22 protein-coding genes are annotated in these 24546 nt (G+C 73.0%); 11 read left to right on the top strand and 11 right to left on the bottom strand.

The annotated features are described in order from the left end of the window. The first annotated feature begins 212 nt into the window (after window positions 1–212). Complete coding sequence (locus ACFZAU_RS22320) at window positions 213–638, top strand: OsmC family protein (protein ID WP_499600121.1); 426 nt, start codon at window positions 213–215, stop codon at window positions 636–638. A 119-nt stretch (window positions 639–757) separates the two neighbouring features. Continuing rightward, a complete protein-coding gene (locus ACFZAU_RS22315; RefSeq protein ID WP_500553639.1) occupies window positions 758–1363 on the top strand; it encodes a TetR/AcrR family transcriptional regulator in 606 nt (201 codons plus the stop codon). Between the two features lie 1070 nt (window positions 1364–2433). Here the strand turns inward: ACFZAU_RS22315 and ACFZAU_RS22310 are convergent. Together ACFZAU_RS22310 and ACFZAU_RS22305 are read right to left on the bottom strand one after the other, a co-directional pair. Then, complete coding sequence (locus tag ACFZAU_RS22310) at window positions 2434–2742, bottom strand: GNAT family N-acetyltransferase (RefSeq protein ID WP_499600123.1); 309 nt, start codon at window positions 2740–2742, stop codon at window positions 2434–2436. Next, window positions 2739–3008 carry a DUF2630 family protein gene (locus ACFZAU_RS22305; protein ID WP_500461891.1) on the bottom strand — a complete coding sequence of 90 codons (270 nt, stop codon included), beginning with the start codon at window positions 3006–3008 and terminating at the stop codon, window positions 2739–2741. Before ACFZAU_RS22305 ends, ACFZAU_RS22310 begins: the two co-directional genes overlap by 4 nt. 185 nt (window positions 3009–3193) lie before the next feature. Between ACFZAU_RS22305 and ACFZAU_RS22300 the strand changes: the two genes are divergently transcribed. The 3 genes from ACFZAU_RS22300 (at window position 3194) to ACFZAU_RS22290 (ending at window position 7240) form a co-directional block, all read left to right on the top strand. After that, window positions 3194–4696 carry an MFS transporter gene (locus ACFZAU_RS22300; RefSeq protein WP_500553638.1) on the top strand — a complete coding sequence of 501 codons (1503 nt, stop codon included), beginning with the start codon at window positions 3194–3196 and terminating at the stop codon, window positions 4694–4696. 274 nt (window positions 4697–4970) lie between these two features. Next, a complete protein-coding gene (locus tag ACFZAU_RS22295; protein ID WP_500553637.1) occupies window positions 4971–6167 on the top strand; it encodes a MarP family serine protease in 1197 nt (398 codons plus the stop codon). Window positions 6168–6334: 167 nt separating this feature from the next. After that, window positions 6335–7240, top strand: a complete 906-nt coding sequence (locus tag ACFZAU_RS22290; protein WP_500553636.1) for a DMT family transporter — start codon at window positions 6335–6337, stop codon at window positions 7238–7240. 65 nt (window positions 7241–7305) lie between these two features. Here the strand turns inward: ACFZAU_RS22290 and ACFZAU_RS22285 are convergent, their stop codons facing one another. The 4 genes from ACFZAU_RS22285 to ACFZAU_RS22270 form a co-directional block, all read right to left on the bottom strand. Then, window positions 7306–8379, bottom strand: a complete 1074-nt coding sequence (locus ACFZAU_RS22285) for a glycerophosphodiester phosphodiesterase family protein (RefSeq protein ID WP_500553635.1) — start codon at window positions 8377–8379, stop codon at window positions 7306–7308. Window positions 8380–8518: 139 nt separating this feature from the next. Next, on the bottom strand, window positions 8519–9178 hold the full coding sequence (locus ACFZAU_RS22280) for an HAD family acid phosphatase (RefSeq protein WP_500553634.1): 660 nt from the start codon (window positions 9176–9178) through the stop codon (window positions 8519–8521). A gap of 60 nt (window positions 9179–9238) precedes the next feature. Then, complete coding sequence (locus tag ACFZAU_RS22275; RefSeq protein ID WP_500553674.1) at window positions 9239–9421, bottom strand: DUF397 domain-containing protein; 183 nt, start codon at window positions 9419–9421, stop codon at window positions 9239–9241. Between the two features lie 8 nt (window positions 9422–9429). Further along, window positions 9430–10242, bottom strand: a complete 813-nt coding sequence (locus ACFZAU_RS22270; protein WP_500553633.1) for a helix-turn-helix domain-containing protein — start codon at window positions 10240–10242, stop codon at window positions 9430–9432. Between the two features lie 210 nt (window positions 10243–10452). Between ACFZAU_RS22270 and ACFZAU_RS22265 the strand changes: the two genes are divergently transcribed. Next, a complete protein-coding gene (locus ACFZAU_RS22265) occupies window positions 10453–10668 on the top strand; it encodes a DUF4287 domain-containing protein (protein WP_500553632.1) in 216 nt (71 codons plus the stop codon). A 26-nt stretch (window positions 10669–10694) separates the two neighbouring features. Here ACFZAU_RS22265 and ACFZAU_RS22260 read toward each other — a convergent pair whose 3' ends face one another. Both ACFZAU_RS22260 and ACFZAU_RS22255 read right to left on the bottom strand, forming a co-directional pair. Beyond that, window positions 10695–11519 carry an arylamine N-acetyltransferase family protein gene (locus ACFZAU_RS22260; protein ID WP_500553631.1) on the bottom strand — a complete coding sequence of 275 codons (825 nt, stop codon included), beginning with the start codon at window positions 11517–11519 and terminating at the stop codon, window positions 10695–10697. Window positions 11520–11614: 95 nt separating this feature from the next. Beyond that, a complete protein-coding gene (locus tag ACFZAU_RS22255; protein ID WP_500553630.1) occupies window positions 11615–12331 on the bottom strand; it encodes a MerR family transcriptional regulator in 717 nt (238 codons plus the stop codon). Between the two features lie 139 nt (window positions 12332–12470). On the opposite strand from ACFZAU_RS22255, the gene ACFZAU_RS22250 reads away from it, so the two are divergent. The 4 genes from ACFZAU_RS22250 to ACFZAU_RS22235 all read left to right on the top strand — a co-directional run bounded on the left by ACFZAU_RS22250 (window position 12471) and on the right by ACFZAU_RS22235 (window position 16163). After that, window positions 12471–13982, top strand: coding sequence for a flavin-containing monooxygenase (locus tag ACFZAU_RS22250; RefSeq protein ID WP_500553629.1), 1512 nt, complete (start codon window positions 12471–12473; stop codon window positions 13980–13982). Continuing rightward, the gene (locus ACFZAU_RS22245) at window positions 13979–14911 is read left to right on the top strand and encodes an alpha/beta fold hydrolase (RefSeq protein WP_500553628.1); all 933 of its coding nucleotides are present in this window, start codon (window positions 13979–13981) and stop codon (window positions 14909–14911) included. The genes ACFZAU_RS22250 and ACFZAU_RS22245 overlap by 4 nt, the downstream gene beginning before the upstream one ends. Beyond that, window positions 14908–15801, top strand: coding sequence for an SDR family oxidoreductase (locus ACFZAU_RS22240; RefSeq protein ID WP_500553627.1), 894 nt, complete (start codon window positions 14908–14910; stop codon window positions 15799–15801). The genes ACFZAU_RS22245 and ACFZAU_RS22240 overlap by 4 nt, the downstream gene beginning before the upstream one ends. Before the next feature lie 98 nt (window positions 15802–15899). Then, window positions 15900–16163, top strand: a complete 264-nt coding sequence (locus tag ACFZAU_RS22235) for a hypothetical protein (RefSeq protein WP_499600138.1) — start codon at window positions 15900–15902, stop codon at window positions 16161–16163. 116 nt (window positions 16164–16279) lie between these two features. Here the strand turns inward: ACFZAU_RS22235 and ACFZAU_RS22230 are convergent, their stop codons facing one another. The 3 genes from ACFZAU_RS22230 to ACFZAU_RS22220 all read right to left on the bottom strand — a co-directional run bounded on the left by ACFZAU_RS22230 (window position 16280) and on the right by ACFZAU_RS22220 (window position 22674). Further along, complete coding sequence (locus ACFZAU_RS22230; protein WP_500553626.1) at window positions 16280–19675, bottom strand: S41 family peptidase; 3396 nt, start codon at window positions 19673–19675, stop codon at window positions 16280–16282. Window positions 19676–19726: 51 nt separating this feature from the next. Beyond that, a complete protein-coding gene (locus tag ACFZAU_RS22225) occupies window positions 19727–20926 on the bottom strand; it encodes a serine hydrolase domain-containing protein (RefSeq protein ID WP_500553625.1) in 1200 nt (399 codons plus the stop codon). 92 nt (window positions 20927–21018) lie between these two features. Next, a complete protein-coding gene (locus ACFZAU_RS22220; RefSeq protein WP_500553624.1) occupies window positions 21019–22674 on the bottom strand; it encodes an FAD-binding dehydrogenase in 1656 nt (551 codons plus the stop codon). Window positions 22675–22781: 107 nt separating this feature from the next. Between ACFZAU_RS22220 and ACFZAU_RS22215 the strand changes: the two genes are divergently transcribed. After that, window positions 22782–23561 carry an SDR family NAD(P)-dependent oxidoreductase gene (locus ACFZAU_RS22215; protein WP_500553623.1) on the top strand — a complete coding sequence of 260 codons (780 nt, stop codon included), beginning with the start codon at window positions 22782–22784 and terminating at the stop codon, window positions 23559–23561. The last annotated feature ends 985 nt before the right edge of the window (window positions 23562–24546 follow it).

Here is a 24546-nt window from a genome sequence, read left to right as displayed (position 1 = left end):
GTCCGCGTCCCAGGTCCCGAACGTAGGGCGGCGACGCGCCGGCGGGGGGCGGGTCGGTGAAATCCCTGCATACAGCCACCCTTGTGGGTGACGGCTCGTTTGACAGAGGGCAACACGACCGTCACGGCGCGGGTGATCACTTCGCGAAGCGGCCTGCCGTGGTGAAGACTTGGACCCGCCGCAGCCGTACTCCGCACTCGGGAGGAACCACCATGTCCACCACGCGCGTCGCGCACACCGTCTGGGACGGCAGTCTGACGGAGGGCAGCGGGGTCGTGACCCTCGACTCCTCCGGCATCGGGGAGTACCCGGTGACCTGGGTCGCCCGCTCGCAGGAGCCGGGCGGGAAGACCAGCCCCGAGGAGCTCATCGCCGCCGCCCACTCCAGCTGCTTCTCGATGGCCCTGTCGGCCGGTCTCGGCAAGGCGGGCACCCCGCCGACCCGGCTGCGCACCCAGGCCGACGTCACCTTCAAGCCGGGCACCGGCATCACCGGCATCCACCTGACCGTCGAGGGCGAGGTGCCCGGGATGGACGAGGCGGAGTTCGTCAAGGCGGCCGAGGACGCCAAGGCGAACTGCCCGGTGAGCAAGGCGCTGGCGGGCACGGAGATCACCCTCACGGCCTCGCTGGCCTGACACCGCACGGCCCGTACCGTGTGCACCGCCCATCGAAACGTTTCGGTTTCGGTGGGCGGTGCCATATTGTCGTTCGGATACGGAACCGTTTCGCAGGGGACGAGAGACGGAGCAGGGACATGACGACCGACGCGAGCGCACCGGCGCGCCGCACCCGGCTGACGCCCGAGCGGGAGCAGGAGCTGTACGGCGCGGTGATCGAGCTGCTGCGCGAGGTCGGGTACGACGCGCTGACCATGGACGCGGTCGCCACCCGGACCCGGTCCAGCAAGGCCACCCTCTACCGGCAGTGGAAGAGCAAGCCCGAGCTGGTCGTGACCGCGCTCCGGTGTACCAAGCCGGTGCACGTGGAGAACGTCGACACCGGTTCGCTCCCTGGCGACCTGCACGAACTCGCCGACCGCATAGGCGACGGCTCCGACGTGGACACCCCGCTGATCCGGGGCCTGGCCCACGCCTCCGCCACCAACCCCGACCTCGCCGAGGCGATGCGCCAGCACCTGATCGAGCCCGAGCTCACCGGGGTGCGGCAGCTGCTGGGCAGGGCCGCCGGGCGCGGTGAGATCGACGCGGCCGTGCCCGCAGCCGAGTTCATGCCGCACATGATGCTCGGCGCGGTGATCACGCGGCGTCTGCTGGAGGACGTGGAGGTCGACGCGGCGTTCATGCACCGGTACATCGACGCGGTCGTGCTGCCCGCGCTCGGGATTGCGCCGGGTCGCTGACTGTGCGCGGCGGGCTGCCCGGTCTTTCTGCGCGGGTGCGTCGTGCTTTCTGTCGGGGGTTCCCCCACCCGCCCGCCCTCCCCCAGCCTTCGGCCGGGGGGACCCCCATCTCCCCCGCCTCCCCCACCCCCTTCGTCTCGACAGCGACCGCCGTCTCGCGCCCTTCGGGCGCAAAGCGGCTGGCTGCGGGTGGGAGGGTGGCGGTCCGAGGCCGGTCGGCAGTGTGCGGCCCGGTGGGCGGCTGGGGTTCAGGCGCCGGAGCGGGGCCGGTTGTTCGTCTGGCTCGGGTCTCGTTGCCGTCCGCGGGTGCAGATGGCCGGTGACCACGCCCACTGTTGGTGGGTGGCGCGCCCGCCGTAACCGGCGTCTGCGGGTGCTTCCCCGATCCGACATCGGGCCCTGTTCCGACGGCTATGACGCTGAAAGCGGGCCCGATCTCCCGCCGACCGCCCGACCGCACCCCGAAGCACCTGCAGTCGCGGCGGCCGGTGGGTGGTCAGAAGGCAGTCCGGGGGCACCGCACCTGTTGGACGCACCCCTCACCGGCTGTCATCGCCCACGCGAGAACGGCGCCCGCCCAACGGGAGGGACGGCGCCCGACGCAGACGCGGGGGGCAACTCCGGACTGCCTCCGTTCCCCCACCAGCAATGCGGCCACATCGGCCGGAGGGCATGTGGCGGGGTGTTCCCTCTGGTCGAAGGCTGGGGGAGACGAGCGGTGGAATTCGGTGGCGAATGATGTGGGCTTGACCCGTAGGGCTGTGGGGGTCAGAGGGCGGTTCCGGGTACCCCCACATGCCTATCTGACCCCCCACCGGCCGTTGTGCGCCCATACGAGAGGAGGGGGTGTGTCGGGGTGCGCCCGGAAACGACGAGCGGTTAAGTCCGGTGCCCAAGGATGTAGACGTAAACCGCGAGCGTTGAGGACGTGCGCCGGCGCGGCGCCGACCCCAACACAACGTGCGAGGCCTGCACCAATCGTGCCGGGCAATCGGGCGGGAGGGTGGGAAAAAGCCCCCAACATCAACCACAACGCACCCGCACACGACACCCGGGCCGCCGCCGGAGGCTCAGTCGCTGACCGCGCTGCGCGGGCGGTACTCCAGGTCCTCGTACTCCGGGTGGTGCGCGATCCACCCCGCGATGAACGGGCAGGCCGGGAGCACGCTCTGCCCGCGCTCGCGTGCCTCGTCCAGCGCGTGGCGGGCCAGCGCCGAGCCCACGCCCCGGCCCTCGAACTCCGGGTCCACCTCGGTGTGCAGGAACGCGACCATCTCGGGCGTGCGGATGTACGTGGCGAAGCCGGCGAGCCTGCCGTCGACGTGCGCCTCGTAGCGCCGTGCGCCGGTGGCGTCCGAGACCTTCGCGTCGCTCTTCACGACTGGTAGCCCTCCACGGTGCGCGAGGAGCGCACCTGCGCCTCGCCGGGGTCCCCGCCGGCCTCGGTCTTGGCGCGGCGCTGGCGGAGCAGGTCCCAGCACTGGTCGAGCTCGCGCTCCAGGGCGTCGAGCCGCGCCCGCTCGGTCCCGCTGTCCATCTGCCCCTCGCTGAGGAGCTCGCGCAGGGTCCTCTCGTCGGAGACCATCGCGCTGATCCGTTCCAGGATCGCCTTCTCGGGGCGATCTCCCGCGTGCTGCTCGGCCACGGCCCGCACCTCCTCGTCGTCGGCACCCACTCTAGGCAGCCGCTTGCGTCCATGCGATCGAAACATTTGCGTTTCGATAAGGGGCTCCCTAGTCTCTGTGTGTACGAAACGGTTTCGTATCGCGTCGGGTCCCCGGTGCCCGGGCGCACCCTGCCCTCCTCGCGACCGACTGGAGCACGTTCCGCATGTCCCAGACCACCGCCGCACCTGCCGTGCCGGCCGAGACGAACGCGAGCGACGCCCCGGCGGCGCGGCGCTGGTGGGTCCTCGCCGTCATCGGCATCGCACAGCTGATGGTCGTGCTCGACGCGACCGTCGTGAACATCGCCCTCCCCTCCGCCCAGGCCGACCTCGGCTTCACCGACGGCAACCGGCAGTGGATCGTCACCGCCTACGCCCTGGCCTTCGGCAGCCTGCTGCTGCTCGGCGGCCGGATCGCGGACCTCTTCGGCCGCAGGAACGCCTTCCTCGTCGGCGTCGTGGGCTTCGCCGCGGCCTCCGCGCTGGGCGGCGCCGCCGGCAGCTTCGAGATGCTGGTGACCGCCCGGGCCCTGCAGGGCGCCTTCGGCGCGCTCCTCGCGCCCGCCGCGCTGTCGCTGCTCACCACGACCTTCACCGACGCCAAGGAGCGCGACCGCGCCTTCGGCATCTACGGCGCCATCGCGGGCTCCGGCGCGGCCGTCGGCCTGCTGCTCGGCGGTCTGCTGACCGAGTACCTGGACTGGCGCTGGACCCTCTACGTCAACCTGGCCTTCGCCCTGGCCGCCTTCCTCGGCGGCGTGGCCCTGCTGCGGCGCGCGGGCCGCCGTCCCGGCGCGACGATCGACCTGCCGGGCACCGCGCTGGTCTCCGCCGGGCTGTTCGCCGTCGTCTTCGGCTTCTCCAACGCCGAGAGCCACCACTGGAGCTCGCCGCAGGTGTGGGGCTACCTGGCCGCGGGGGCGGCGCTGCTGGCCGCCTTCGCCTGGTGGCAGACCCGGGCGCGGCACCCGCTGCTGCCGCTGCGCGTGCTGTTCGACCGCAACCGGGGTGCCTCCTTCGCGGCCTCGCTGGTCTCCAGCGCCGGCATGTTCGCGGTCTTCCTCTTCCTGACCTACTACCTGCGGCTCACCCTCGGCTTCTCCGCGGTCGAGACGGGCCTGGCCTTCCTGCCGATGGTCGGCGCCCTGATGGTCGGCGCCCAGGTCGCCACCACGGTGCTGGTGCCCCGGGTGGGCCCGAGGCCCGTGGTGCCGACCGGCTTCGGCCTGTCGGCGGCGGGCCTGGTCTGGCTGACCGGGCTCGGCCTGGACAGCGGTTACGCGGCCGACGTGCTGCCGCCGCTGCTGGTGGTCGGCCTCGGCATGGGCCTGATCTTCCCACCCGCGATGAACCTGGCCACCGCCGGCGTCGGGGCCGAGGACGCGGGTGTGGCCTCCGCCACCGTCAACGCCATGCAGCAGGTCGGCGGCTCGATCGGCACCGCGCTGCTGAACACCCTGGCCACCGGTGCCGCCACCGACTACGCCCTGGCCCACCGCACCGATCCGCTGGTGAAGGCGCGGGCCGCCCTGGAGGGCTACGCGACGGCCTACTGGTGGGCCGCGGCCTTCTTCGCGGCCGGTCTGGTGATCAGCTTCCTGATGTACCGGCGCGGAATTCCCGCCCGGGACGGGAATGCTGACGCCGCCCCGGTCGTCCACATGTAGGGGGAATGAGCTGCGGGGCCGCCCCTGAGCGGTGGGAAGGCCCCGCACGCGCCGACCCGTGGGGACGGGGTGCGGTGCGACGGAGGGCCCGGTGCCGGAGTCCGTGGTTGCACACGGAAGCCGCGCCGGGCCTTTCCCATGCGATTCCACGGCGATCCGGGGTAGGCGGGGCGGATGTGACGGAATCTGCGTGCGGTGCGCCGCAAAAGGGAACCTATGGTCAGTTAATGTGCGTTTTCACTGGTCCACAGGGTTTCGTCGAAAGGCCCCTCGGTTGAACCTGCTCGACCTCCTGCTGCTGGTGCTGACCGTCGCCTACGCCGTCGCCGGCTTCCGGCGGGGACTGGTCGCGGGCTGCGTCTCGCTCGCGGGCTTCCTCGGCGGTGCGGTGGTCGGCGTGTGGCTGCTGCCGTACGTACTGCAGTACGTCGAGCCGGGCACACCGCGGGCCACGCTGGTCGCGCTGCTCACCGTCCTGGTGCCCGCGGCCGGCGGGCACGCCCTGGCCTCCGGCATCGCCCTGAAGGCGCGGACCGGTCTGGACTGGGGCCCGCTGCGCTGGGTCGACGGGGCGGGCGGCGCGGTGGCGAACGCGGTGGCCGTGCTGCTGGTCTCCTGGGTGGCCGCGAGCGTGCTGGTGACGTCCTCCTCCAGCGTGCTGTCCCAGTCGATCCGCGGGTCCGAGGTGCTGGGCGCGGTCCAGGACACCATGCCCCGGCAGGCACCGACCTGGTTCAGCAAGGCGACCAGCGCGCTGGCCGAGGCCGGGTTCCCACAGGTGTTCAACCCCTTCGAGTCCGAGCCCGTCAACGGGGTGCCCGCGCCCTCCGGGGACAGCGTCACCGCGGCCGCGGCCGGCGCCGCGGCCCGCAGCACGGTCAAGATCGAGGGCGTCGCCTTCGTGGACGGCCGCCGCCAGGGCCAGGAGGGCACCGGCTTCGTCTACGCCGACGAGCACGTGATGACCAACGCGCACGTGGTGGCGGGGGTGGACGACCCCGCGGTGCAGGTCGGCGGCACCGGCCGGGCCTACCGGGCCACCGTCGTGCTCTTCGACCCCGGCAAGGACATCGCCGTCCTGGACGTCCCGGGGCTGAACGCGCCCGCGCTGGACTTCACCGACGACGCGGTGCGTGGCGACGGCGCCGTCGTGGCGGGCTACCCGCAGGACGGCGGCCTCGACCTGCGCGCGGCGACGGTGGCCGGGCGCATCCGCGCCACCGGTCAGGACATCTACGGCGACGGCACGGTCACCCGCGACATCTACCAGGTCCGGTCCGTGGTGCGCCCCGGCAACTCCGGCGGCCCGCTGCTGGACACCTCCGGACGCGTCTACGGGGTGGTCTTCGCACGTTCCACCACCGACTCCACGACGGGCTACGTGCTGACCGCGGACGAGGTGCGCTCCGACGCCCTGCGCGGGGCGAGCGCCACGGAGCCGGTGGACACCGGCGACCGCGCGGCGCTGTGACCGCGGCCCCCGCGCCCACGGAGCGCGGCGGGACTCCGCATACGTTCGACGTTAGACTTTCCATTCACGCTGAAAACCGGACGAAACCATAGGAACGTCGAGCGTCGTCCGGCGCCGAGCCGGACGAGGACGACCGCGGCCGAGCACGCGGGAGTGGTGCCTGCGTCATGATCTCCATCCTCTTCGCCGTCCTCGCGGCCTGCAGCAACGCCTACGGCACGGTCCTGCAGCGACGCGCGGTGCTCACCGTCCCCGCCTCGAAGTCCCTGCGCCTGGGTCTGATGAAGGACCTGCTGCGCACCCCCGTCTGGCTCGCGGGCATCCTCGGCGTCATCCTCGCCGCGGTCTTCCAGGCGCTGGCGCTGGGCACGGGCTCGCTCGCCGCGGTCCAGCCGGTGTTCATCCTGGAACTGCCGCTGGCCCTGGTGATCGGCGGCATGGTCTTCCACGTCGAGCTGTCCCGCAAGGCGTGGGTCAGCGTGGCGTGCATCGCCGGGGGCCTCGCGCTGTTCCTCTTCTCGATGGCGCCCCGCGGGGGGCGGGAGCAGGTGCCGGGCATCTGGTGGGTGCCGACGCTGCTGATCGTCGGCGGGCTCGGCGCGGCGCTGGTGCTCGCCGGGCTGCGGCGGCCCAACGGCCTGACGCGCGCCGCGTGCCTGGGCGCGGGGGCCGCGGTCGGCAACGCCCTCACGGCCGCGCTGATCAAGTCGTCCATGTACGTCCTGGAGCACGAGGGGGTCGTGGCCTGGCTGATGTCCTGGCAGACCTACGCGTTCGCCGCGGCCGGCGGGTTCTCGCTGTTCCTGCTGGGGACCGCGATGCAGGGGGGACCGCTGATCGCCTCCCAGCCCGCCCTGACGCTCGGCGACGCCGTCGTCGGGTTCTGCCTGGGGGTCACGCTCTACGGTGAGCAGCCGCGCACCGGCTTCTGGATGCTGCCCGCGCTGGCCGGGTTCGCGGTGCTCAGCTACGGCGTCTTCGCGATGTCCCGCACCCAGTGCCTGTACAAGTGCGTCCACCCCGAGGAGCACCTGGCGAGCCCCGCCGGGGAACCCGCCACCTCGGCCGGCTGACGGTGCGCGGACGCCCCCCGGACCGGTGGGTCCCGGGGGGCGTCACGCGTACGGCGCGCCGGTCGTCAGTGGCGCGGGGCGGAGTACGCCTTGGGCAGGCGCATGCCGCGGTCGGCCATGATCTGCCGGACGTGGTTCGGGTAGTCGGTGATGATGCCGTCGATGCCCATGTCCATCAGGGCCTCGATGGTCGGGTTGTCGTCACAGGTCCACGGGATGACCTTCAGGCCGCGCGCGTGGGCGTCGTCCACCATCTTCTCGGTGACGTAGAATGTGAAGTTCGGGTCGGCGACGGTGCCGTTCTGCGGCATGCCGTAGACCGGGGAGAGCGCCTTGACGCCGGGTACGGCGGAGGCGGCCTTCACGAAGTCGCCGTCGTAGTCGTCGGCGTCGATGCCGCCGAGCCACGGGGAGGCGCCGGGCTTGCCGACCTGGAGGAAGTCGTAGTTGGTGAGCGCCACCAGCGGGTACTTCGGCGCGAGCTTGTGCATCTCGTTCAGGGCGCCCCAGTCGAAGGACTGGATGGTGACCTGCTTCTCGATGCCCGAGCGGTGGATCTCCTCGAAGACCCGGCGCACGAACAGCTCGCGCGGCGCGGTCTGCTCGGGGGCGCCGGCCTCCACCTTGGTCTCGATGTTGAGCTTGACCTTCTTGGCCTTGTAGCTCTTGACCAGGCCCAGCACGTCCTTGAGCTCCACCATGCGGTGGCCCTTGACCTGCTCCTGCTCGGGGAAGCCGGGCAGCTGCTGGTAGCCGCAGTCCATCGTCTTGATCTGGGCCAGCGTCAGGTCCTTGATGTACTTGCCGACGTAGGGGTACATCGGGTCGCCCGCCGTCACGGGGCCGGTGTCCTTGCACTTCTGGGCGCTGATCTGGCGGTCGTGGTTGACGACGACCTTCTGGTCCTTGGTGACGTGGGTGTCCAGCTCCAGGGTGCTCACCCCGAGGCGCAGGGCCTTGCCGAAGCCCTCCAGGGACTCCTCGGTGGTCATGCCGATGCCGCCGCGGTGGGCCTGCAGGTCGAAGTCGGCCCGGTGGGAGTGGCCGTGGCCGTGTTGGGCGGTGGCGGCCTGGGCGGCGGTGGGGACCGCGAGCGCGGGGACGACGGCCAGGGCTGCGATTGCGTGCCGGAGGGACATTTACACCTCGTCTACATCGGGCGAACGGGACCTCGTGAAGCTAAGCCGCAGGTCGAGCCCGTACGAAGCCCGCGCATGAGGGCATGGTGAACGCCCGGGGAACGATCCTTCCCCGGGCGCCGGCGGGTCCGGGGCGGTGTCAGTCGAGCAGGCCGTCGTAGTCCGGGAGTTTGAAGGTGCGCTCGGCGTGACCGCCCACCAGGTCGCCGGTGTTGTTGCCGATGTTCGCGACGATCGTGTAGCCGCGCCTCTCGATGGCGGCGCGCTGCGCGGTCTTGTACGCGCTGACCTCCTCGAACAGGTCGGGGATCGAGCGGCCGTAGAGCCCGGTGACCGGGTACCCCGCGCGGTCGAGGTTGTAGCGGGTGGCCGGGTGGATGAAGTCCGGCCGCGCGGTGACGAAGAAGACGGCCACGCCGCGGGAGTCCGCGTACCGGGCGAGGTCGAGGGTCGGCGCCACGGCCGGCGGGAACCACCAGTCGAAGTGGGTCTCCAGCGCGGTGTTGTCGATGTCCAGCACGATCGCCTGCTTCTCGCCGGGGCGCACGGCGGACGTGCGCTCCTGGAGGTAGGCGTGCGCCTGGTCGATCACCGGACGGACGTCGCTCAGCCAGGTCTCGTGGTCGATCGGGGCGGTGGCGGAGGCCGTCGCGGGGGCCGTGGCGGCCGCCGCCACCGTGCCGGGGGTGTGCCCGGCGGCGTGCGCGTCGGCGGGGAGGGCGATGCCGGACACGCCGGCGACGATGATCGCCGTCACGACGGCGCCGCGTCTCCAGTCGAGGGTTTTGAGGGTTGTCATGCACCGTACGTTCGCGGGTGCGGGTGAGCGGAAACCGGCGTTCGGATTACCGGTTGGTAACTATCCTTGAGGGTCGGGCAATTGGCCGGCGAAGGCCAAGAACGCGGTCCACGCCTCCGGATCGAAGGCCAGAACGGGACCGGACCTGTCCTTGGAGTCCCGTACGTGGACGGCGGCCGGGCCGACCGCAACTTCCACGCATTCGCCGCCGTCGCTGCCGCTGTGAAGGGACTTGAACCACACGAGAGCGCTCACAGTTCACCCGCAATCTGCTCGATCACCTTGGCCGAGTCCTCCGGCGTGAGGGCCTGCGCCCGGATCATGCCATAGCGCTGGTGGAGCAGGCTGACCCTTTTCCGGTCATCGGTGAGCAGGCCCCCGACCTGACCTTCAGCGTAGGCGAGCAGGTGGCGTTCGGGATTCTCCAGGAAGGTGAAGGGACCGTCGAGGCCGGCGTGCGCCTCGTACCGCGCCGGCATCACCTGGATCTGGACGTTGCGCCGCCGCCCCACCTCGACGAGGTGCCGCAACTGCTCCCTCATCACGGCCGGTCCGCCTGTCGGGCGGCGCAGGACCCACTCCTCCAGGACGAAGGAGAGCATGCAGACGGGCCGGCGGGTGATCAGGGCCTGGCGGGCCAGCCGGTCCTCGGTCCAGCGCTCGACTTCGTCCTCCTCCAGGGCCGGACAGCGGGCTCCGAACACGGCACGGATGTACGCCTCGGTCTGCAACAGGCCGTGAATGACGTGGGTGTTGTACGTTCCCAGGCTCAGTGCCCGGGCCTCCTCGTCCGCGTACTCCCCGTACCCCACGGGCAGCTTCTCCCGGGACAGATGGGGTGCCACGGCCTTCAGCACCCCGGGAGAGCCCAGCAGTTGCTCGGCGCGGTCGATGAACGCCGTGCTGGCGATGCGCTCCCCGCACTCGATCTTGACGGTCTGCGACCTCGAGTAGCCCGTGTGCGCCGCCACCGCGTCGAGGGTGAGCCCGCGGCCCTCGCGCAGTGCCCTGAGCAGGTCCCCGAAGATCCTCATGCTCACTGAGCGCTTGTCCTCGACCGCCATGCGGTCACCCCCGTCCGGCCCACCTGGTGTCGTCCCGGCCGCCACGCTAGGCACGCGGCGCCCGGCGGCACGCCGCGAACCGGCCGGATTCACCTGACCCGGCGAACGCCCGCCGGGCCCGGCCGCGGTACGGCCGCCGGTGGGCGGGCGTGTGACGCGGGTCACGGCCCCCGTCCGATGAGTTCGCGACGCCCGCGCGGTCAACCAGGCATGACGGAGAACGTGAAGGGCCCCGCGAGTTACTTCCCCGCGATCGAGAAGAAGTACGGGCGGCCGGTCGGGGAATGGAAGGAGCTCATCCGCTCCTCCCCGCTGACCCGGCACATGGACCTGGTCGGCTGGCTGAAGACCGAGCACGGCCTCGGGCACGGCCACGCCAACGCGCTGGTGGCGCACACCCTGGCCGAGGGCAAGGACGTGTCGTAGTCCCGGCCCCCGGCCCGCCGCACCAATCACTGCGGCAGGCGCGTCCCCTCGGGGAGCCGTACGCCGAAGTCGTCCGCGAGGACCCGCAGCACCTCGTCCGCGCCCGCGAGTTCGCGCTCCTTGCGGGTGCCGTCGGCGGCCGTCTCCGTGAGGTGCCGCCCGGTGAGGGAGAGGTGGGCGTCGCCGGTGGTGCGCTGGACGTAGACACCGTGGGAGAAGGGGGAGCGCGGGTTGGTCGCCACGTGCCAGTTGATGACCTCGTAGTCGGGGGCCTGGAAGGGCTCGACGGTGAAGGCGTACTGGTCCTCCCACCCGTCGTCCGTGGTGCCGGGCAGGTGCGCCTGGAGCTTCCACAGCTCCAGCGGGCCGTCGTGCGGCGCGTGGACCAGCCGGTGGCGGCGCGGCGCGTCGTGCAGCTCCACGTCCGCGACCAGCGGCAAGGGCTCCAGCAGGGAGCCGATGCTGCCGAAGCCGACGTCGCTCACCCACGGCACCGGCTCGCCGGGCACGTCGGTGAGCATCAGCATGTGCGTCCGGGGGCGGACGTCCCCCGGCTTCGCCCCGACCAGGACGCGCGCGGTGAGCAGCGTGACCCGGAACCCGAGGGCGGTGAGCGCCGCGGCGAACAGGGTGTTGTGCTCGTAGCAGTAGCCGCCGCGCGTACCGCGGACGAGCTTGGCCTCCAGGTCGGGCAGCGCGAGCGAGGGGGCGTGGCCCAGGACCGGGTCGAGGTTCTCGAACGGGATGCCCAGCAGGTGGGCGCGGTGCACGGAGCGCAGCACCTCCGCCGTGGGACGGCGATCCCCGGTCCAGCCGATGCGGGCGAGATAGGCGTCGAGATCGAGCGTCATACGTCCACAGTACGGATGCGCGCCGCCGTTCCGGGAACGCGGGCCGGCCGGCCGCGGTGCGGGCGGAGGTGCCGCCCGGGGGCGGCGTACGGGGGTCAGCGCTTGAGTTCCTCGCGGAGCCTGCGGTCGATCGCCAGGGCGAGCTCCGCCTCCACGACGGCCTGGACGAGGGGGCGCAGCCGGGCGATGGCCTCGGTGAGCCGGGTGGTGTCGCCGGACTGGAGGTCGGCCTCCGCGTCCGGCAGGACGTAGGTGCGGGCCAGTTCGACGAAGAGCTCGGCGAGCAGGTCCATGCGGCCCCGCATGTCGCGGCCGGCGGCCAGCACCTCGGCGAGCGGGACGCCCTCCCGGACCAGCGCGGCCGACGCCTCCAGCAGGCGGCGGCTGACGTGGACGACGTCGTCGCCGTCGACGGCGATGTAGCCGACGTCCAGGGCGGTGGCCAGGTTCTCCGCGGTGGCCTGGTCCCCGTAGTGGTCGGCGAGGCCCTCGGGGGTGAGCCGCAGCGGCTCCTCCTCCGACCAGCGGGTGGGCAGCCCCGGGTCCAGGCCGAGCAACTCGCCGACGTCGCGGCGGCCGCTCTCCCAGGCGTCCATCAACTCGGCGATGCCGCCGAGGGTGTGACCCCGTTCCAGCAGGGCCGTGACGGTCCGCAGCCGGGCCAGGTGGTGGTCGTTGTACCAGGCGATCCGGCCCTCGCGGCGCGGCGGCGGAAGCAGCTTGCGCTCCCGGTAGAAGCGGACGGTGCGGACCGGGACTCCGGCCGCCTCCGCCAGCTCGTCCATCCGGTACTCGCGCTCGTGCGTTGCCACGCCGTTCAGCCTATGCCGTGTCCGCGCCACATCGCGCGGCCCGACCTCTACCGCTGGTAACGCCTTCTGGTCTACGCTCCGACCGTGCCAGTGAACGCTGGCACGATTCGGCACAGGGGCGGCACCGAGAGGCGGCGGTATGGCCGGACACAGCGAACACGTGCGGGTTGCGGTGATCGGATCGGGGTTCGGCGGACTGGGCGCCGCCGTGCGGCTGCGACGCGAGGGGATCACCGACTTCGTCGTCCTGGAACGCCGGGACTCCGTCGGCGGCACGTGGCGGGACAACAGCTACCCGGGGTGTGCCTGCGACGTTCCCTCGCACCTGTACTCGTTCTCCTTCGCGCCCAACCCCCGGTGGCCGCGCACCTTCTCCGGCCAGCCGCACATCCGGGCCTACCTGGAACAGGTCGCGGACACCTTCGGCCTCCGCCCGCACCTGCGGCTCGAGACGGAGGTGACCGAGGCCCGCTGGGACGCCGGCGCCCGGCACTGGCGCATCACCACCTCGCGGGGCGAACTCACCGCGGACGTCGTGGTCTCGGCCACCGGGCCGCTGTCCGACCCCAAGCTGCCGGACGTCCCGGGCCTGGACGCCTTCCCGGGCAGGGTCTTCCACTCCTCGCAGTGGGACCACGACTTCGACCTCACGGGCAAGCGGGTCGCCATGATCGGCACCGGGGCCTCCGCGATCCAGATCGTGCCCGCGATCCAGCCCGAGGTGGCGAGCCTGACCGTGGTACAGCGGACGCCCCCGTGGGTGATGCCGCGCATGGACCGCGGGATCAGCCGGGCCGAGCAGTGGCTGCACGGCACGGTGCCGGCCACCGCCAGGGCGCGGCGCAGACTGCTGTGGCTGATCCGCGAGTTCCAGGTGGGCGCGTTCACCAAGCGCCCGGCGATGATGCGCGGCGCGCAGGCCGTCGCCGCCTCGCACCTGCGCAAGTCCGTCAAGGACCCGGCGCTGCGCGCCAAGCTGACCCCCGACTACCGGATCGGCTGCAAGCGCATCCTGCTGTCGAACGACTACTACCCGGCGCTCGCGCGGCCCAACACCGAGGTCGTCGCCTCCGCGCTGAAGGAGGTGCGGGGTTCGACCCTGGTCATGGCGGACGGCACCGAGCGCGAGGTGGACGCCATCGTCTTCGGCACCGGCTTCCACGTCACCGACATGCCCATCGGGGACCGGGTGTTCGGCGCCGACGGCCGCTCGCTGGCAGAGCACTGGAAGGGCGGCATGGCCGCGCTGCGCGGCTGCGCCGTCGACGGCTTCCCGAACCTGCTGTTCGTCATCGGGCCCAACACCGGCCTCGGGAACAGCTCGATGATCCTGATGATCGAGTCCTCGCTGAACTACGTCGCCGCCTACCTGCGCGCGCTGGACACCACCGGGGCCGCCGCGCTCGACGCCCGCCCGGAGGCCGTCCGGTCCTGGAACGAGGCGGTGCAGCGCCGGATGACCCGCACCGTGTGGAACACCGGCGGCTGCGTCAGCTGGTACCTGGACGACCAGGGCCGCAACACCACCGTCTGGCCCGGGACCACCGCGGAGTTCCGGCGTGCCACGCGCCGGCTGGACCTCCAGGAGTACGAGGTCCTCCCCGCCGGTGCCGGCGAGGGGCGCCCGGAGCGCGTGGAGGTGGCCTCGTGAGCGCGTCCGTCTTCGACCTCCCGGCCGCCCGGCGCACGCACTCCGTGCGCTCCGCGGACGGCACCCGGATCCACGTCGAGGAGTACGGCCCGCAGGCCGGCGCGGCGCCCACCGTGGTGCTGATCCACGGCTGGACGTGCAGCACCCTGTTCTGGGCCCCGCTCATCCACGAACTGGCCGGGGAGTACCGGGTCGTGGCCTACGACCAGCGCGGCCACGGCGGCAGCGGCACCCCGCGGCGCGGCGGCTACGGCACCGGCGCGCTCGCCGACGACCTCACCGCGGTCCTGGAGGCCGCCGTCGAGGGCGATGAGAAGGTGGTGCTGGTCGGCCACTCCATGGGCGGCATGACCGCGATGGCGGCCGGCGACCGGGCCGCCGTGCAGTCCCGTACCGCCGCGGTGCTGCTGGCCAGCACGGGCAGCGGGCGGCTGCTCACCGAGGCCGCGGTGCTGCCGCCGCGGGTGCGCAGCAAGCGGGTGCGCGACGCCTTCCACCGCTTCCTGCTGGTCAGTTCCGCGCCGCTCGGCCCGCAGTCCGCGGTGACCCGGGCCGCACTCAAGTACGGGATCCTGGGCGCGGCGTCGAGCCGGGAGCTGACGGCCGCCACCGCGCGCATCGTGCACGCCTGCGGGCGCCGGCAGCGCGCCGCGTGGGGCCGGGTGCTGGCCGGGCTCAACCTGGACGCGGGCGTGTCCGCGCTGCGCGCGCCCACCGCCGTGCTGGTGGGCGGGGCCGACAAGCTCACCCCGCCGGTGCACGCCCACGGCATGGCCGCCCGGCTCTCCCGGTTCGCCGGGCTCACCGAACTGCCGGGCCTCGGCCACATGACGCCGCTGGAGGCGCCGGCCGCGGCCGCCGGCGTCGTACGCGCCCTCGTCGAGGACCATCTGCGGCCCGGAACGCAGGTCAAGGAGGAGACGGCATGAGCAGGTCGCTGGACGGGCAGGTCGCGGTCGTGACCGGTGCCGCCCGTGGGGTGGGGGCGATGCTCGCCCGTGAACTCGCCTCGCGCGGCGCCCGGTTGGCGCTGGTGGGGCTGGAACCGGACGAACTCAAGGGCGTCGCCGCGGAGATCGGGCCGGACACCGGCCACTGGACGGCCGACGTCACCGACCGGGAGGCGATGGCCCGGGTGGCCGCCGAGGTCCTGGAGCGTTACGGCCGCGTCGACGTGGTGGTCGCCAACGCCGGTGTGGCGACCGGCGGTCCGTTCCTGGACGTCGATCCCGCCGACTTCGAACGGGTCGTCCAGGTCAACCTGCTGGGCAGCGTGGTCACCGCCCGCGCGTTCCTGCCGGCGCTCCTCGCCTCGCGCGGCTACCTGCTGCAGATCGCCTCGCTCGCCGCGATCACCCCGGCGCCGCTGATGACCGCGTACTGCGCCAGCAAGGCGGGGGTGGAGGCGTTCGCGCACTGCCTGCGGGCCGAGGTCGGCTTCAAGGGCGTCAAGGTCGGCGTGGGGTACCTGAGCTGGACCGACACCGACATGGTGCGGGGCGCCGACGAGGACGCCCTGATGCGTGAGGCCCGCGCCCGGCTGCCCTGGCCCGCCAACCGCACCTACCCGCTGGGACCGGCCGTCGGGCGCATCGCGGACGGGATCGCCCGCCGCTCGCCGCACGTCTACGCCCAGTGGTGGCTGCGCGGGATGCAGTCCGTACGCGGGTACGTGCCCGGCCTGATCGGCGGCGTCCTGGGGCGGCGCGAGATGCGCCGCCTGGAGCCGAGGATCGCCGCCGCGGGCGGCGTCCGGCACGGACTCGTCGGCCGGGGCGGCGCCGCCGACGAACGCGCCCGCTCGGAAAGGCCCGTCTGACCAGCGCCGTTCACGGACCGCGTTCGTCCGAAATGCGTACTGTGTCCGGCCGTGTCAGCCTGGTCGAGGCCCATTCCATACATCACGAAGGAGTGATCATGGGCAAGAACGACCCCACGCGAAACAAGGCCGGGCAGCAGCACCGCCCGCAGGCTCAGCCCCAGGGGCAGGAGCGTATCGGCCAGACCCGCGAGCGTGCTCAGGGCATGGCCGGCGACCCGATGCGCCAGCCGGGCAAGCCGCAGCACCGCGAGCCCGGCCAGGGTCAGCCGTCCAAGCAGCCCCCGGAGGGCATGCCCAAGGGCGACCGCGACCGCCGGCGCTCGCCGGAGGAGATCGACGAGCGGCACGAGCGGGCCTGACCCGCGTGGTCAAGGCGTGAAGGAGGGGCGCGTCCGTACCGGGCGCGCCCCTTCCTCGTCCTCGACCGGACCTTCCTCGGCGGAACCGCCCGCCGTCCCTGACGGGGAGGGGAGGTTCAGGGACGCGGGGGGAGTGGCGGCCGCCGCCGGTCCGGGCGGTCGGACAGATCGGGCGGTGTGGAGGCCGGGTGCTTCTCCAGCAGGTCCAGTGCCGTCTGCACGGCGACCTCAAGGTCGGTGCGGCGGCCCTCCGCCCAGTCCAACGGCGTGCGGATGACGGGGATGTCCGGCTCCACGCCGTAGTTCTCCACCGCCCAGCCGTAGGCCTCGAACCAGGCGGCGTTCATCGGCACCGTGATCACCGTGCCGTCGCCCAGCCGGTGCCGGCCGGTCATGCCGACCACGCCGCCCCAGGTGCGGTGGCCCACCACGGGGCCGATGCCCAGCAGCCGCAACGTGGCGGTGATCATGTCGCCGTCGGAGGCCGTCGCCTCGTCCGCCAGTGCCACGATCGGGCCCCGCGGGGCGTTGCCGAGATAACTCACCGGCTGCGCGTGGCGGGTGTGGTCCCAGCCGAGGATCTTGCGGGTCAGACTCTCCACCACCAGGTCGCTGATGTTGCCGCCCGCGTTGCCGCGCACGTCGACGATGAGCGCCGGATGGACGATCTCGATGCGCAGGTCGCGGTTGAACTGCGCCCAGCCCGAGCCCCCCAGGTCCGGGATGTGCAGGTAGCCGCACTTCCCCTCGCTCAACGCCCGTACGACCGCGCGTCGTTTGGCCACCCAGTCCTGGTAGCGCAGCGGCCGCTCGTCCACCAGCGGCACCACCGCGACCCGGCGCGGATGCCCGCCGTCGGGCGGGACGAAGGTCAGCTCCACCGTGGTGCCGCCCGCGGCCGACAGCAACGGGCCGGGACCGGCGTCCGGGTCGACGGCGCGGCCGTCGACGTGGGTGAGCGCCGCGCCCTCCAGGACGCCGGTGCCGGCCAGCGGCGAACGCGCCTTGGAGTCCGAGGACTCGCCCGGCAGGATGCGGGTGACCACCCACCGGCCGTCCTTGGTGTGGAGGAAGTTGACGCCGAGCAGCCCGATCGGCCGCTGGTAGTGCGGCGGCCCCTCGCTGCGGCGGGCGGACGCCACGTACGCGTGCGAGGTGCCCAGTTCGCCGAGGACCTCGCGCTGCAGGTCGGCGAACTCGTCCGGGGTGGCGACCCGTTCGACCAGCGGACGGTACTGGTCGAGGATCTCCGGCCAGTCGATGCCGCACATGTCCGGCGCCCAGAAGTAGTCGCGGATGATCCGCCCGGCCTCGTCGAACGCCTGCCGCCACTCGGTGGGCGGGTTCGCCTCGTGCAGGATGCGGCGCATGTCGATGTAGACGGTGGAGTCCAGGTCGCCCGGCTCGTACGCCGGGACCACCGTCAGGTCGCCCTCGTCGAAGACCACCAGCTGCGTGCCGTCGCCGCTGATCCGGTACCAGTCCATGTGCCGCACCAGCTCGACCCGCTTGGACTTCGCCAGGCCGAAGTACTCCAGCGTGGGGCGGGCGGAGGGGTCGGTCGGATTGACGAAGGTCTCGCCGAGCGCGCCGGAGATCGGCCAGCGCAGCCAGGTCAGCCCGCCCCGCACCGCCTCCAGCGAGCTGTACTTGGAGGCGGGCACCGGGAAGGGCGTCACCCGCATCGGCAGCCCGGCCGCCTCCACCGCCAGCGGCCCCTCGGTGAACCCGGTCGGGTCCAGCCCGCCCCCCGGCGGCCGGCCCTCCACGGGCAGCGCGAAGGGCGAGGGCGTCGCCGAGTGCAGCGGTACGAGGTGCGGGCGGCAGCCCAGCGGGAAGGACAGGTCGCCGGTGTGCACGTCGTACACCGGGTCGAAGCCGCGCCAGGACAGGAAGGCCAGGTAGCGGCCGTCGCGGGTGAAGACCGGCTGCTCGTCCTCGAAACGGCCGTTGGTGACGTCGATGAGGGTGTGCTTGCCGGTCTCCGGGTCCGGGCTGAGCCGGGCGATCCGGATCTTCCGCAACGAACGGCCGATGACCGGGTGGGACCAGGCGATCCAGTCGGAGTCCGGGGAGAAGGACAGGTCGCGGACGGGACCGTTGGACGAGCGGACCAGCTCGGCCACCGCGCCCGACTCCGCGTCGACCATGAGCAGCCGGCCGTCGTGGGAGGCGACGGCGAGGATCTGGCCGTCGGGCGAGGGCACCATTTCGTGGACGCGGCCGAGCAGCCCGCACGCCAGCCGGGTGCCGCCGCTGCTGCACGGGGGCCGAGGCTCCGTCTGCCCCTCGGCGGCCGCGATCTCCTGCGCGGTCTCCTCCTCGTCCTCCTCCCCGCCCCCGTCCCCGGTGCCCTCCTCCGTGGCCCGCAGGGCCTGCGCGACCGCGTCGTCGGCGTCGGCGATGTCGGCGGCGGCCAGCGCCGCGGGGCGGCCCGGCAGCGCGGCGATCTCGATGGCGTCCTCACCCTCGGCGTCGGTGACGAAGGCGATCCGCCCGGTGTCGCCCAGCATGACCGGCAGCCGGACCCGCGACCCCGGCACGTCGGAGATGGTGCGCGCGGGCCCGTCGCGGTGGGTGAGCCAGTACAGGCTGCCGCGCACGCACACCGCGCTGGCGCGTCCGGTGCGGTCCACGGCCAGCCCGTCCAGGTACGCCGAGGCCGGGACCTGGTACGGGCGCCGGCCGGCGCGCGGGCCGCCGAGGTCCACGGTGAGGCGGCGCGGCACCGAGCCCGGGCCGAGGTCGTCGACCAGCCACACCTCGCCCGCGCACTGGTAGACCACGCGCGTGCCGTCGGTCGCCGCGCTGCGGGCGTAGAAGTCGGCGTGGTCGGTGTGCCGCCGCAGGTCCGTGCCGTCCGGCAGGCAGGAGTAGAGGTTGCCGATGCCCTCGTGGTCGGAGAGGAAGGCGATGCGCCCCGCGACGAACATCGGCGACTCCAGGTGGCCGTCGACCTCCGGCACCAGCCGCCGGCACTGCAGCCACAGCCGCCCCGTCGCGCCGCCCCGGTACCGCTTCCACGAGGCCGGCTCGTGGGGCGCGGTCGCCGTCAGCAGTAGCGTCCGGTGCTCGCCCTCCTCGCTGTCGTCCACGGCGATGTCCGACACCGGGCCCCAGGGCAGGCGGCTGCCCGGACCGCCCTCCACGGGGACGCCGTAGGCCCACGTGTAGTGCGAGAAGGGTTCGCCGTGGGAGGACACCGCCAGGATGCGGCCGTCCCGCGTCCAGGAACGCACGCGGGTGTCGGTGCTGCCCCAGTAGGTCAGCCGGCGGGCCGGGCCGCCCTCCACCGGCGCGACGTACACCTCGGGGTCGAGGGAGCGCCAGCTGTTGAAGGCGATCACCGACCCGTCGGGGGAGAAGCGCGGATGCCCGACCCGGGTCCGGTCGGCCGTCACCCGCCACGCGCGCCCCTCGCCCAGGGGCGCGACCCAGATGTCGTCCTCGGCGACGAAACAGAGCCGCTCGCCGTGAACATGCGGAAACCGGAGATATGCGGCGTCGCTCACTCATCCATCGTTCGCGGCTCCCGGAGCCCGGGCAACTTTTCCGGCCCGCCGTCAGCGCAGGCACTCCCGCACCGCCCGGACCAGCGCCTGGGCGCGCGGATCGGCGGTGACGTTCTTCTGCATGCCGTTGGTGACGTAGCCGAAGGCGACGCCCTCACCCGGGTCCGCGAAGCCCAGCGACCCGCCGCGGCCCGGGTGCCCGAAGGAGCCCGGGGACAGCAGCGGGGCGGCCGGGCCGTGCAGCATGAAGCCCAGGCCGAAGCGGGTGTTCACCACCAGGACGCGGTCCGGGCCCTCCGACTCCGGGGTGCGCGCGGAGGTGAGCGTCGCCGGGGCGAAGAGCCGGGCGCCGGGGCCCTCGACCTCCCCTATGAGCGCGGCGTAGAAGCGGGCCAGCGAACGGGCGGTGGCGATGCCGCCGGAGGCCGCCAGCTGCGCCGCGTGGTAGGCGGCGTCGTTCTCGTCCGGCAGCGGGTCGATCGCGCCGAACGCCCGCCGGGTCAGCGACGACGGGTCGTCGTACGCCTCGGTCACGTTCCGCTTGGGCCGCGCGCGCAGCCCCGCCGCGGCCGGGGGCGGCGGGGTGTCCACGGCGGCGATCCGCCCGACGCGGTGCTCCTCGCCCGCCGGCAGGCCGATCCACAGGTCGAGGCCGAGCGGGCGGGCGATCTCCTCCGCCACGTAGCGCCCCAGGGAGCGGCCCCCGCTCGCGCGCCGCACCAGCTCGCCGATCAGCCAGCTGTACGTCTGCGCGTGGTAGCCGTGGTCCTTCCCGGGCGCCCAGAACGGGGCCTGCGCCGCGATCGCGCGCGGCCCGCTGACGCCGTCCTGCGCCTGCTCCGGGGTGAGCGGGGCGTCCAGCGCCGGCACCCCGGCCCGGTGCGCCAGGGCGTCGCGGACCGTGACCCGCTCCTTGCCGGCGGTCTTGAACTCGGGCCAGTACGTGCCGACGGGCGCGTCCAGGTCGAGCTGCCCCCGCTGGTGCAGCAGGAGCAGGCACGCCGCCGCCACGCCCTTCGTCGCCGATCGCACCACCTGCGCCGTGTCCTGCGCCCAGGGCGCGCCGCCGGCCCCGTCCCCGCCGGCGGAACCCGCCCACAGGTCCACGACCTTGCGGCCGTCCCGGTACAGCGCCACGGCCCCGCCGCGCTCGCCCCGCTCCTCGAAGTTCCGGACGAAGGCCTCCCGGACCGGCTCGAAGCCTTCCGTCACTGCCCCGTGGACGTCCACCACAGCCCGTGCTCCCACCATGCGCCGCCGTTGTTGCTCCCCCCATGGTGCCTCCCGCCCGGGACCGGTCAGGACCGGGGTCGGGACGCACCGGCGGCGCGCGGGGGGACCGGTCAGGCGGTCGCCTTCGCGGCGGCGCGCCCCGCCGTACGGCCAGAGAAGATGCAGCCGCCGAGGAAGGTCCCCTCCAGCGAGCGGTAGCCGTGTATCCCGCCGCCGCCGAAGCCGGCCGCCTCGCCCGCCGAGTACAGCCCCGGCAGCGGCTCGCCGTCGGCGCGCAGCACCCGTGCGTCCAGGTCGGTCTCCATGCCGCCGAGCGACTTGCGGGTCAGGATGTTCAGCCGCACCGCGATCAGCGGGCCCGCCTTCGGGTCCAGCAGCCGGTGCGGGGCGGCGGTGCGGATCAGCTTGTCGCCGATGTAGTTGCGGGCCCCGCGGATCGCGGTGACCTGCAGGTCCTTGGTGAAGGTGTTGGTGATCTCGCGGTCGCGGGCCTCGATCTCACGGCGCATCGCCGTCTCGTCGAGCAGGTCGTCCTTGGCGAGCGCGTTCATGCCGCGCACCAGCTCCGGCAGGTCGTCCGCCACGACGAAGTCCACGCCGTTCCGCTTGAACGCCTCGACCGGGCCGGGCGCTCCCGGCAGCACGCGCTTGAGCACGTCGCGCACGCTCTTGCCGGTCAGGTCCGGGTTCTGCTCGGAGCCCGACAGCGCGAACTCCTTCTCGATGATCTTCTGGGTGAGGACGAACCACGTGTACTCGTGCCCGGTCCGCATGATGTGCTCCAGCGTCCCCAGCGTGTCGAAGCCCGGGAACAGCGGGACCGGGAGCCGCCTGCCGGTCGCGTCCAGCCACAGGGACGACGGGCCCGGCAGGATGCGGATGCCGTGCCTGGCCCAGATCGGGTCCCAGTTCTCGATGCCCTCGGTGTAGTGCCACATCCGGTCGCCGTTGATCAGGTGCGCCCCCGCCGCCTCGGCGACCCCCAGCATCAGGCCGTCCACATGGGCCGGAACGCCCGACAGCAGCTTGCGCGGCGGCGTGCCCAGCCGCTGCGGCCAGGCCGCGCGCACCAGTTCGTGGTTGCCGCCGATGCCGCCCGAAGTGACGATCACCGCCTGCGCCTTGAGCTGGAACTCCGCCCGGATCTCCCGCGAACTCGCGTGGCCGCGCTCGGCGTCGCTGTCCACCAGGACCTCGCCCGCCACGCCGTCCACCGCGTCGCCCGTCGTCGTCAGGGCCGTCACGCGGTGCCGGAAGCGCAGCTCCACCAGGCCCCTGTCGACGGCCTCCCGCACCCGGCGCTCGAACGGCGCCACGATGCCCGGGCCCGTGCCCCACGTGATGTGGAAGCGGGGCACCGAATTGCCGTGCCCGGTCGCGAGGTAGCCGCCGCGTTCCGCCCAGCCGACCACCGGGAAGAACCTCATTCCCTGCGCGTGCAGCCACGACCGCTTCTCGCCTGCGGCGAAGTCCACGTACGCCTCGGCCCACTCGCGCGGCCGGCGGTCCTCGGCGCGGTCGAAGCCGGCGGTGCCCATCCAGTCCTGCAGGGCGAGTTCGCGGCTGTCCTTGATCCGCATCCGGCGCTGCTCGGGGGAGTCGACGAGGAACAGCCCGCCGAAGGACCAGAACGCCTGGCCGCCCAGGTTGCTCTCCGGCTCCTGCTCCAGCAGGAGGACCTTGCGCCCCGCGTCGGCCAGCTCGGCGGTCGCGACCAGACCGGCCAGTCCAGCTCCGACGACGATGACGTCCGCGTCCAGCGCCATGGTGTGCCTTTCCGCTCCCCTTGGGTGTGCAGGCACGTTACGCTACGCGCGAGTAAGGAGGCGAGAGGGCAGCGCCTTTCAATCGCTCGCCGGCGGGAGATGACCCGATGCGCAGGTTCGAGGGACACGTCGCCGTCGTCACCGGGGGCGCCCAGGGCATCGGCGCGGCGACCGCCCGGCGCCTGATGGCCGAGGGCGCGGACGTCCTGCTGGCCGACCTGGACGCGGACCGTGCCGCGGCGACGGCGGAGGCCCTCGCCGAGGAGACCGGCGGCCGGGCCGCGGCGGTGCGCTGCGACGTCGTCGACCAGGCCGCGGTGGACGCCGCCATGGCGCACGCCGTCGAACGCTTCGGGCGGCTCGACGTGCTGGTCAACAACGCCTACGCCTGCCACGTGGACCCGCCGCGGTTCGAGGACGTCCCGGACGCCGAGTGGTACGAGGACCTGGAGGTCACCCTCACCGGGGCCATGCGCTGCGCCCGCGCGGCGCTGCCGCTGCTGGCGGAGGCGGGCGGGCGTGGGGCGATCGTCAGCATCGGCTCCGTCAACGGGCACATGAACTTCGGCAACCACGCCTACAGCGCCGCCAAGGCGGGGCTCGCCTCCCTGACCCGCACGCTGGCCGTGCACGCCGCCCGACGTGGCGTCCGGGTCAACCTCGTCGCCCCCGGCACGGTGCGGACGCCCGCCTGGGCGGGGCGCGAGGACGCGCTCGACCGCCTCGCGGGGGTCTATCCCCTCGGGCGGGTCGGCGAGCCCCGGGACATCGCGGCGGCGGTCGCGTTCCTCGCCTCCGGCGACGCGTCCTGGATCACGGGGCTCACGCTCCCCGTGGACGGGGGGATCCTCGTGAACGCGGCATCGTTCCGCTCCGCGCTGGATTGACGCCGGGTGTCTGTGGTTGCGGCCTGTTGTTGTGTGCGGGTTGTTTGCGCCTGCGGCGGGCTGTCTCCCACCCGCCCTCCCGATTGCCCGGCGCGATTGGTGCGGGCCTGCGCAAGTTCGTCTGGGGTCGGCGCCGCGCCGGCGCACTCCCCCAACCTTCGGCCGGGGGGACCCCCAGAACGCTCGCGGTTTGGCCCCACATCCTTGGGCGCCGGGTTCGCCGCTCGTCTCCCCCAGCCTTCGGCCAGGGGGAGCACCCCGACACACCCCCTCCCGCCCTATGGGCGCACAACGGCCGGTGGGTGGGCAGAAGGTGGCTGGCCGCACCGTAGTTCGTGGAGTACGGGCACGAGCGACGGGAGGACCAGGGGTGACCCGCGTTGTCTTACTTCGCCCCACTCCGGACGCGGTGGAGTCGGCAGCGAAGGCGTCCTCGGGTCACTTGATCGCGGAGTCGAGAGAAGCGTCAGCCAGGGCGCGCGTCTGGATCGATGGGCCTTCGGCTCAGTTCAGGTGAGCTCATCGGGGGCGAACCTGGTTGCCGATGTGGTGGTGCGGTCAGGTCGGGCGGAGGGGACTCACGCCATCACCCCACACCGACCGTCGTGCGCCCCTACTGGCCGAAGAGCGTGCGCTGGGGTGTTCCCCCTGGCCAAAGTCCAGTGGGAAACGAGCGGCGGACCCGGTGCCGAATGATGCGGGCCTGAACCACGGGGTCGCGGGGTCAGTGAGCGGTTCGGGGCAACCCCGGACTGCCCTCACACCCCCCATTGGCCGTCACGTGCCCGCACCCGCCGGAGGGGGTGTGTCGGGGTGCTCCCCCTGGCCGAAGGCAAGGACAGACGAGCGGCGGACCCGGTGCCGAATGATGCGGGCCTGAACCACGGGATCGCGGGGTCAGTGAGCGGTTCGGGGCAACCCCGGACTGCCCTCACACCCCCCATTGGCCGTCACGTGCCCGCACCCGCCGGAGGGGGTGTGTCGG

The organism is Streptomyces sp. NPDC008238 (assembly GCF_042956445.1).
Taxonomy (GTDB): Bacteria; Actinomycetota; Actinomycetes; order Streptomycetales; family Streptomycetaceae; genus Actinacidiphila.
This window is presented reverse-complemented; position numbering and strand designations above follow the sequence as displayed.

Excerpts from the sequence above, each read along its gene's own strand:
- ACFZAU_RS22320 (WP_499600121.1), top strand. The coding sequence starts at position 213 with ATGTCCACCACGCGCGTCGCGCACACCGTCTGGGACGGCAGTCTGACG.
- ACFZAU_RS22315 (WP_500553639.1), top strand. The coding sequence starts at position 758 with ATGACGACCGACGCGAGCGCACCGGCGCGCCGCACCCGGCTGACGCCC.
- ACFZAU_RS22300 (WP_500553638.1), top strand. The coding sequence starts at position 3,194 with ATGTCCCAGACCACCGCCGCACCTGCCGTGCCGGCCGAGACGAACGCG.
- ACFZAU_RS22290 (WP_500553636.1), top strand. The coding sequence starts at position 6,335 with ATGATCTCCATCCTCTTCGCCGTCCTCGCGGCCTGCAGCAACGCCTAC.
- ACFZAU_RS22285 (WP_500553635.1), bottom strand. The coding sequence starts at position 8,379 with ATGTCCCTCCGGCACGCAATCGCAGCCCTGGCCGTCGTCCCCGCGCTC.
- ACFZAU_RS22280 (WP_500553634.1), bottom strand. The coding sequence starts at position 9,178 with ATGACAACCCTCAAAACCCTCGACTGGAGACGCGGCGCCGTCGTGACG.
- ACFZAU_RS22270 (WP_500553633.1), bottom strand. The coding sequence starts at position 10,242 with ATGGCGGTCGAGGACAAGCGCTCAGTGAGCATGAGGATCTTCGGGGAC.
- ACFZAU_RS22265 (WP_500553632.1), top strand. The coding sequence starts at position 10,453 with ATGACGGAGAACGTGAAGGGCCCCGCGAGTTACTTCCCCGCGATCGAG.
- ACFZAU_RS22260 (WP_500553631.1), bottom strand. The coding sequence starts at position 11,519 with ATGACGCTCGATCTCGACGCCTATCTCGCCCGCATCGGCTGGACCGGG.
- ACFZAU_RS22250 (WP_500553629.1), top strand. The coding sequence starts at position 12,471 with ATGGCCGGACACAGCGAACACGTGCGGGTTGCGGTGATCGGATCGGGG.
- ACFZAU_RS22240 (WP_500553627.1), top strand. The coding sequence starts at position 14,908 with ATGAGCAGGTCGCTGGACGGGCAGGTCGCGGTCGTGACCGGTGCCGCC.
- ACFZAU_RS22235 (WP_499600138.1), top strand. The coding sequence starts at position 15,900 with ATGGGCAAGAACGACCCCACGCGAAACAAGGCCGGGCAGCAGCACCGC.
- ACFZAU_RS22225 (WP_500553625.1), bottom strand. The coding sequence starts at position 20,926 with ATGGTGGGAGCACGGGCTGTGGTGGACGTCCACGGGGCAGTGACGGAA.
- ACFZAU_RS22220 (WP_500553624.1), bottom strand. The coding sequence starts at position 22,674 with ATGGCGCTGGACGCGGACGTCATCGTCGTCGGAGCTGGACTGGCCGGT.
- ACFZAU_RS22215 (WP_500553623.1), top strand. The coding sequence starts at position 22,782 with ATGCGCAGGTTCGAGGGACACGTCGCCGTCGTCACCGGGGGCGCCCAG.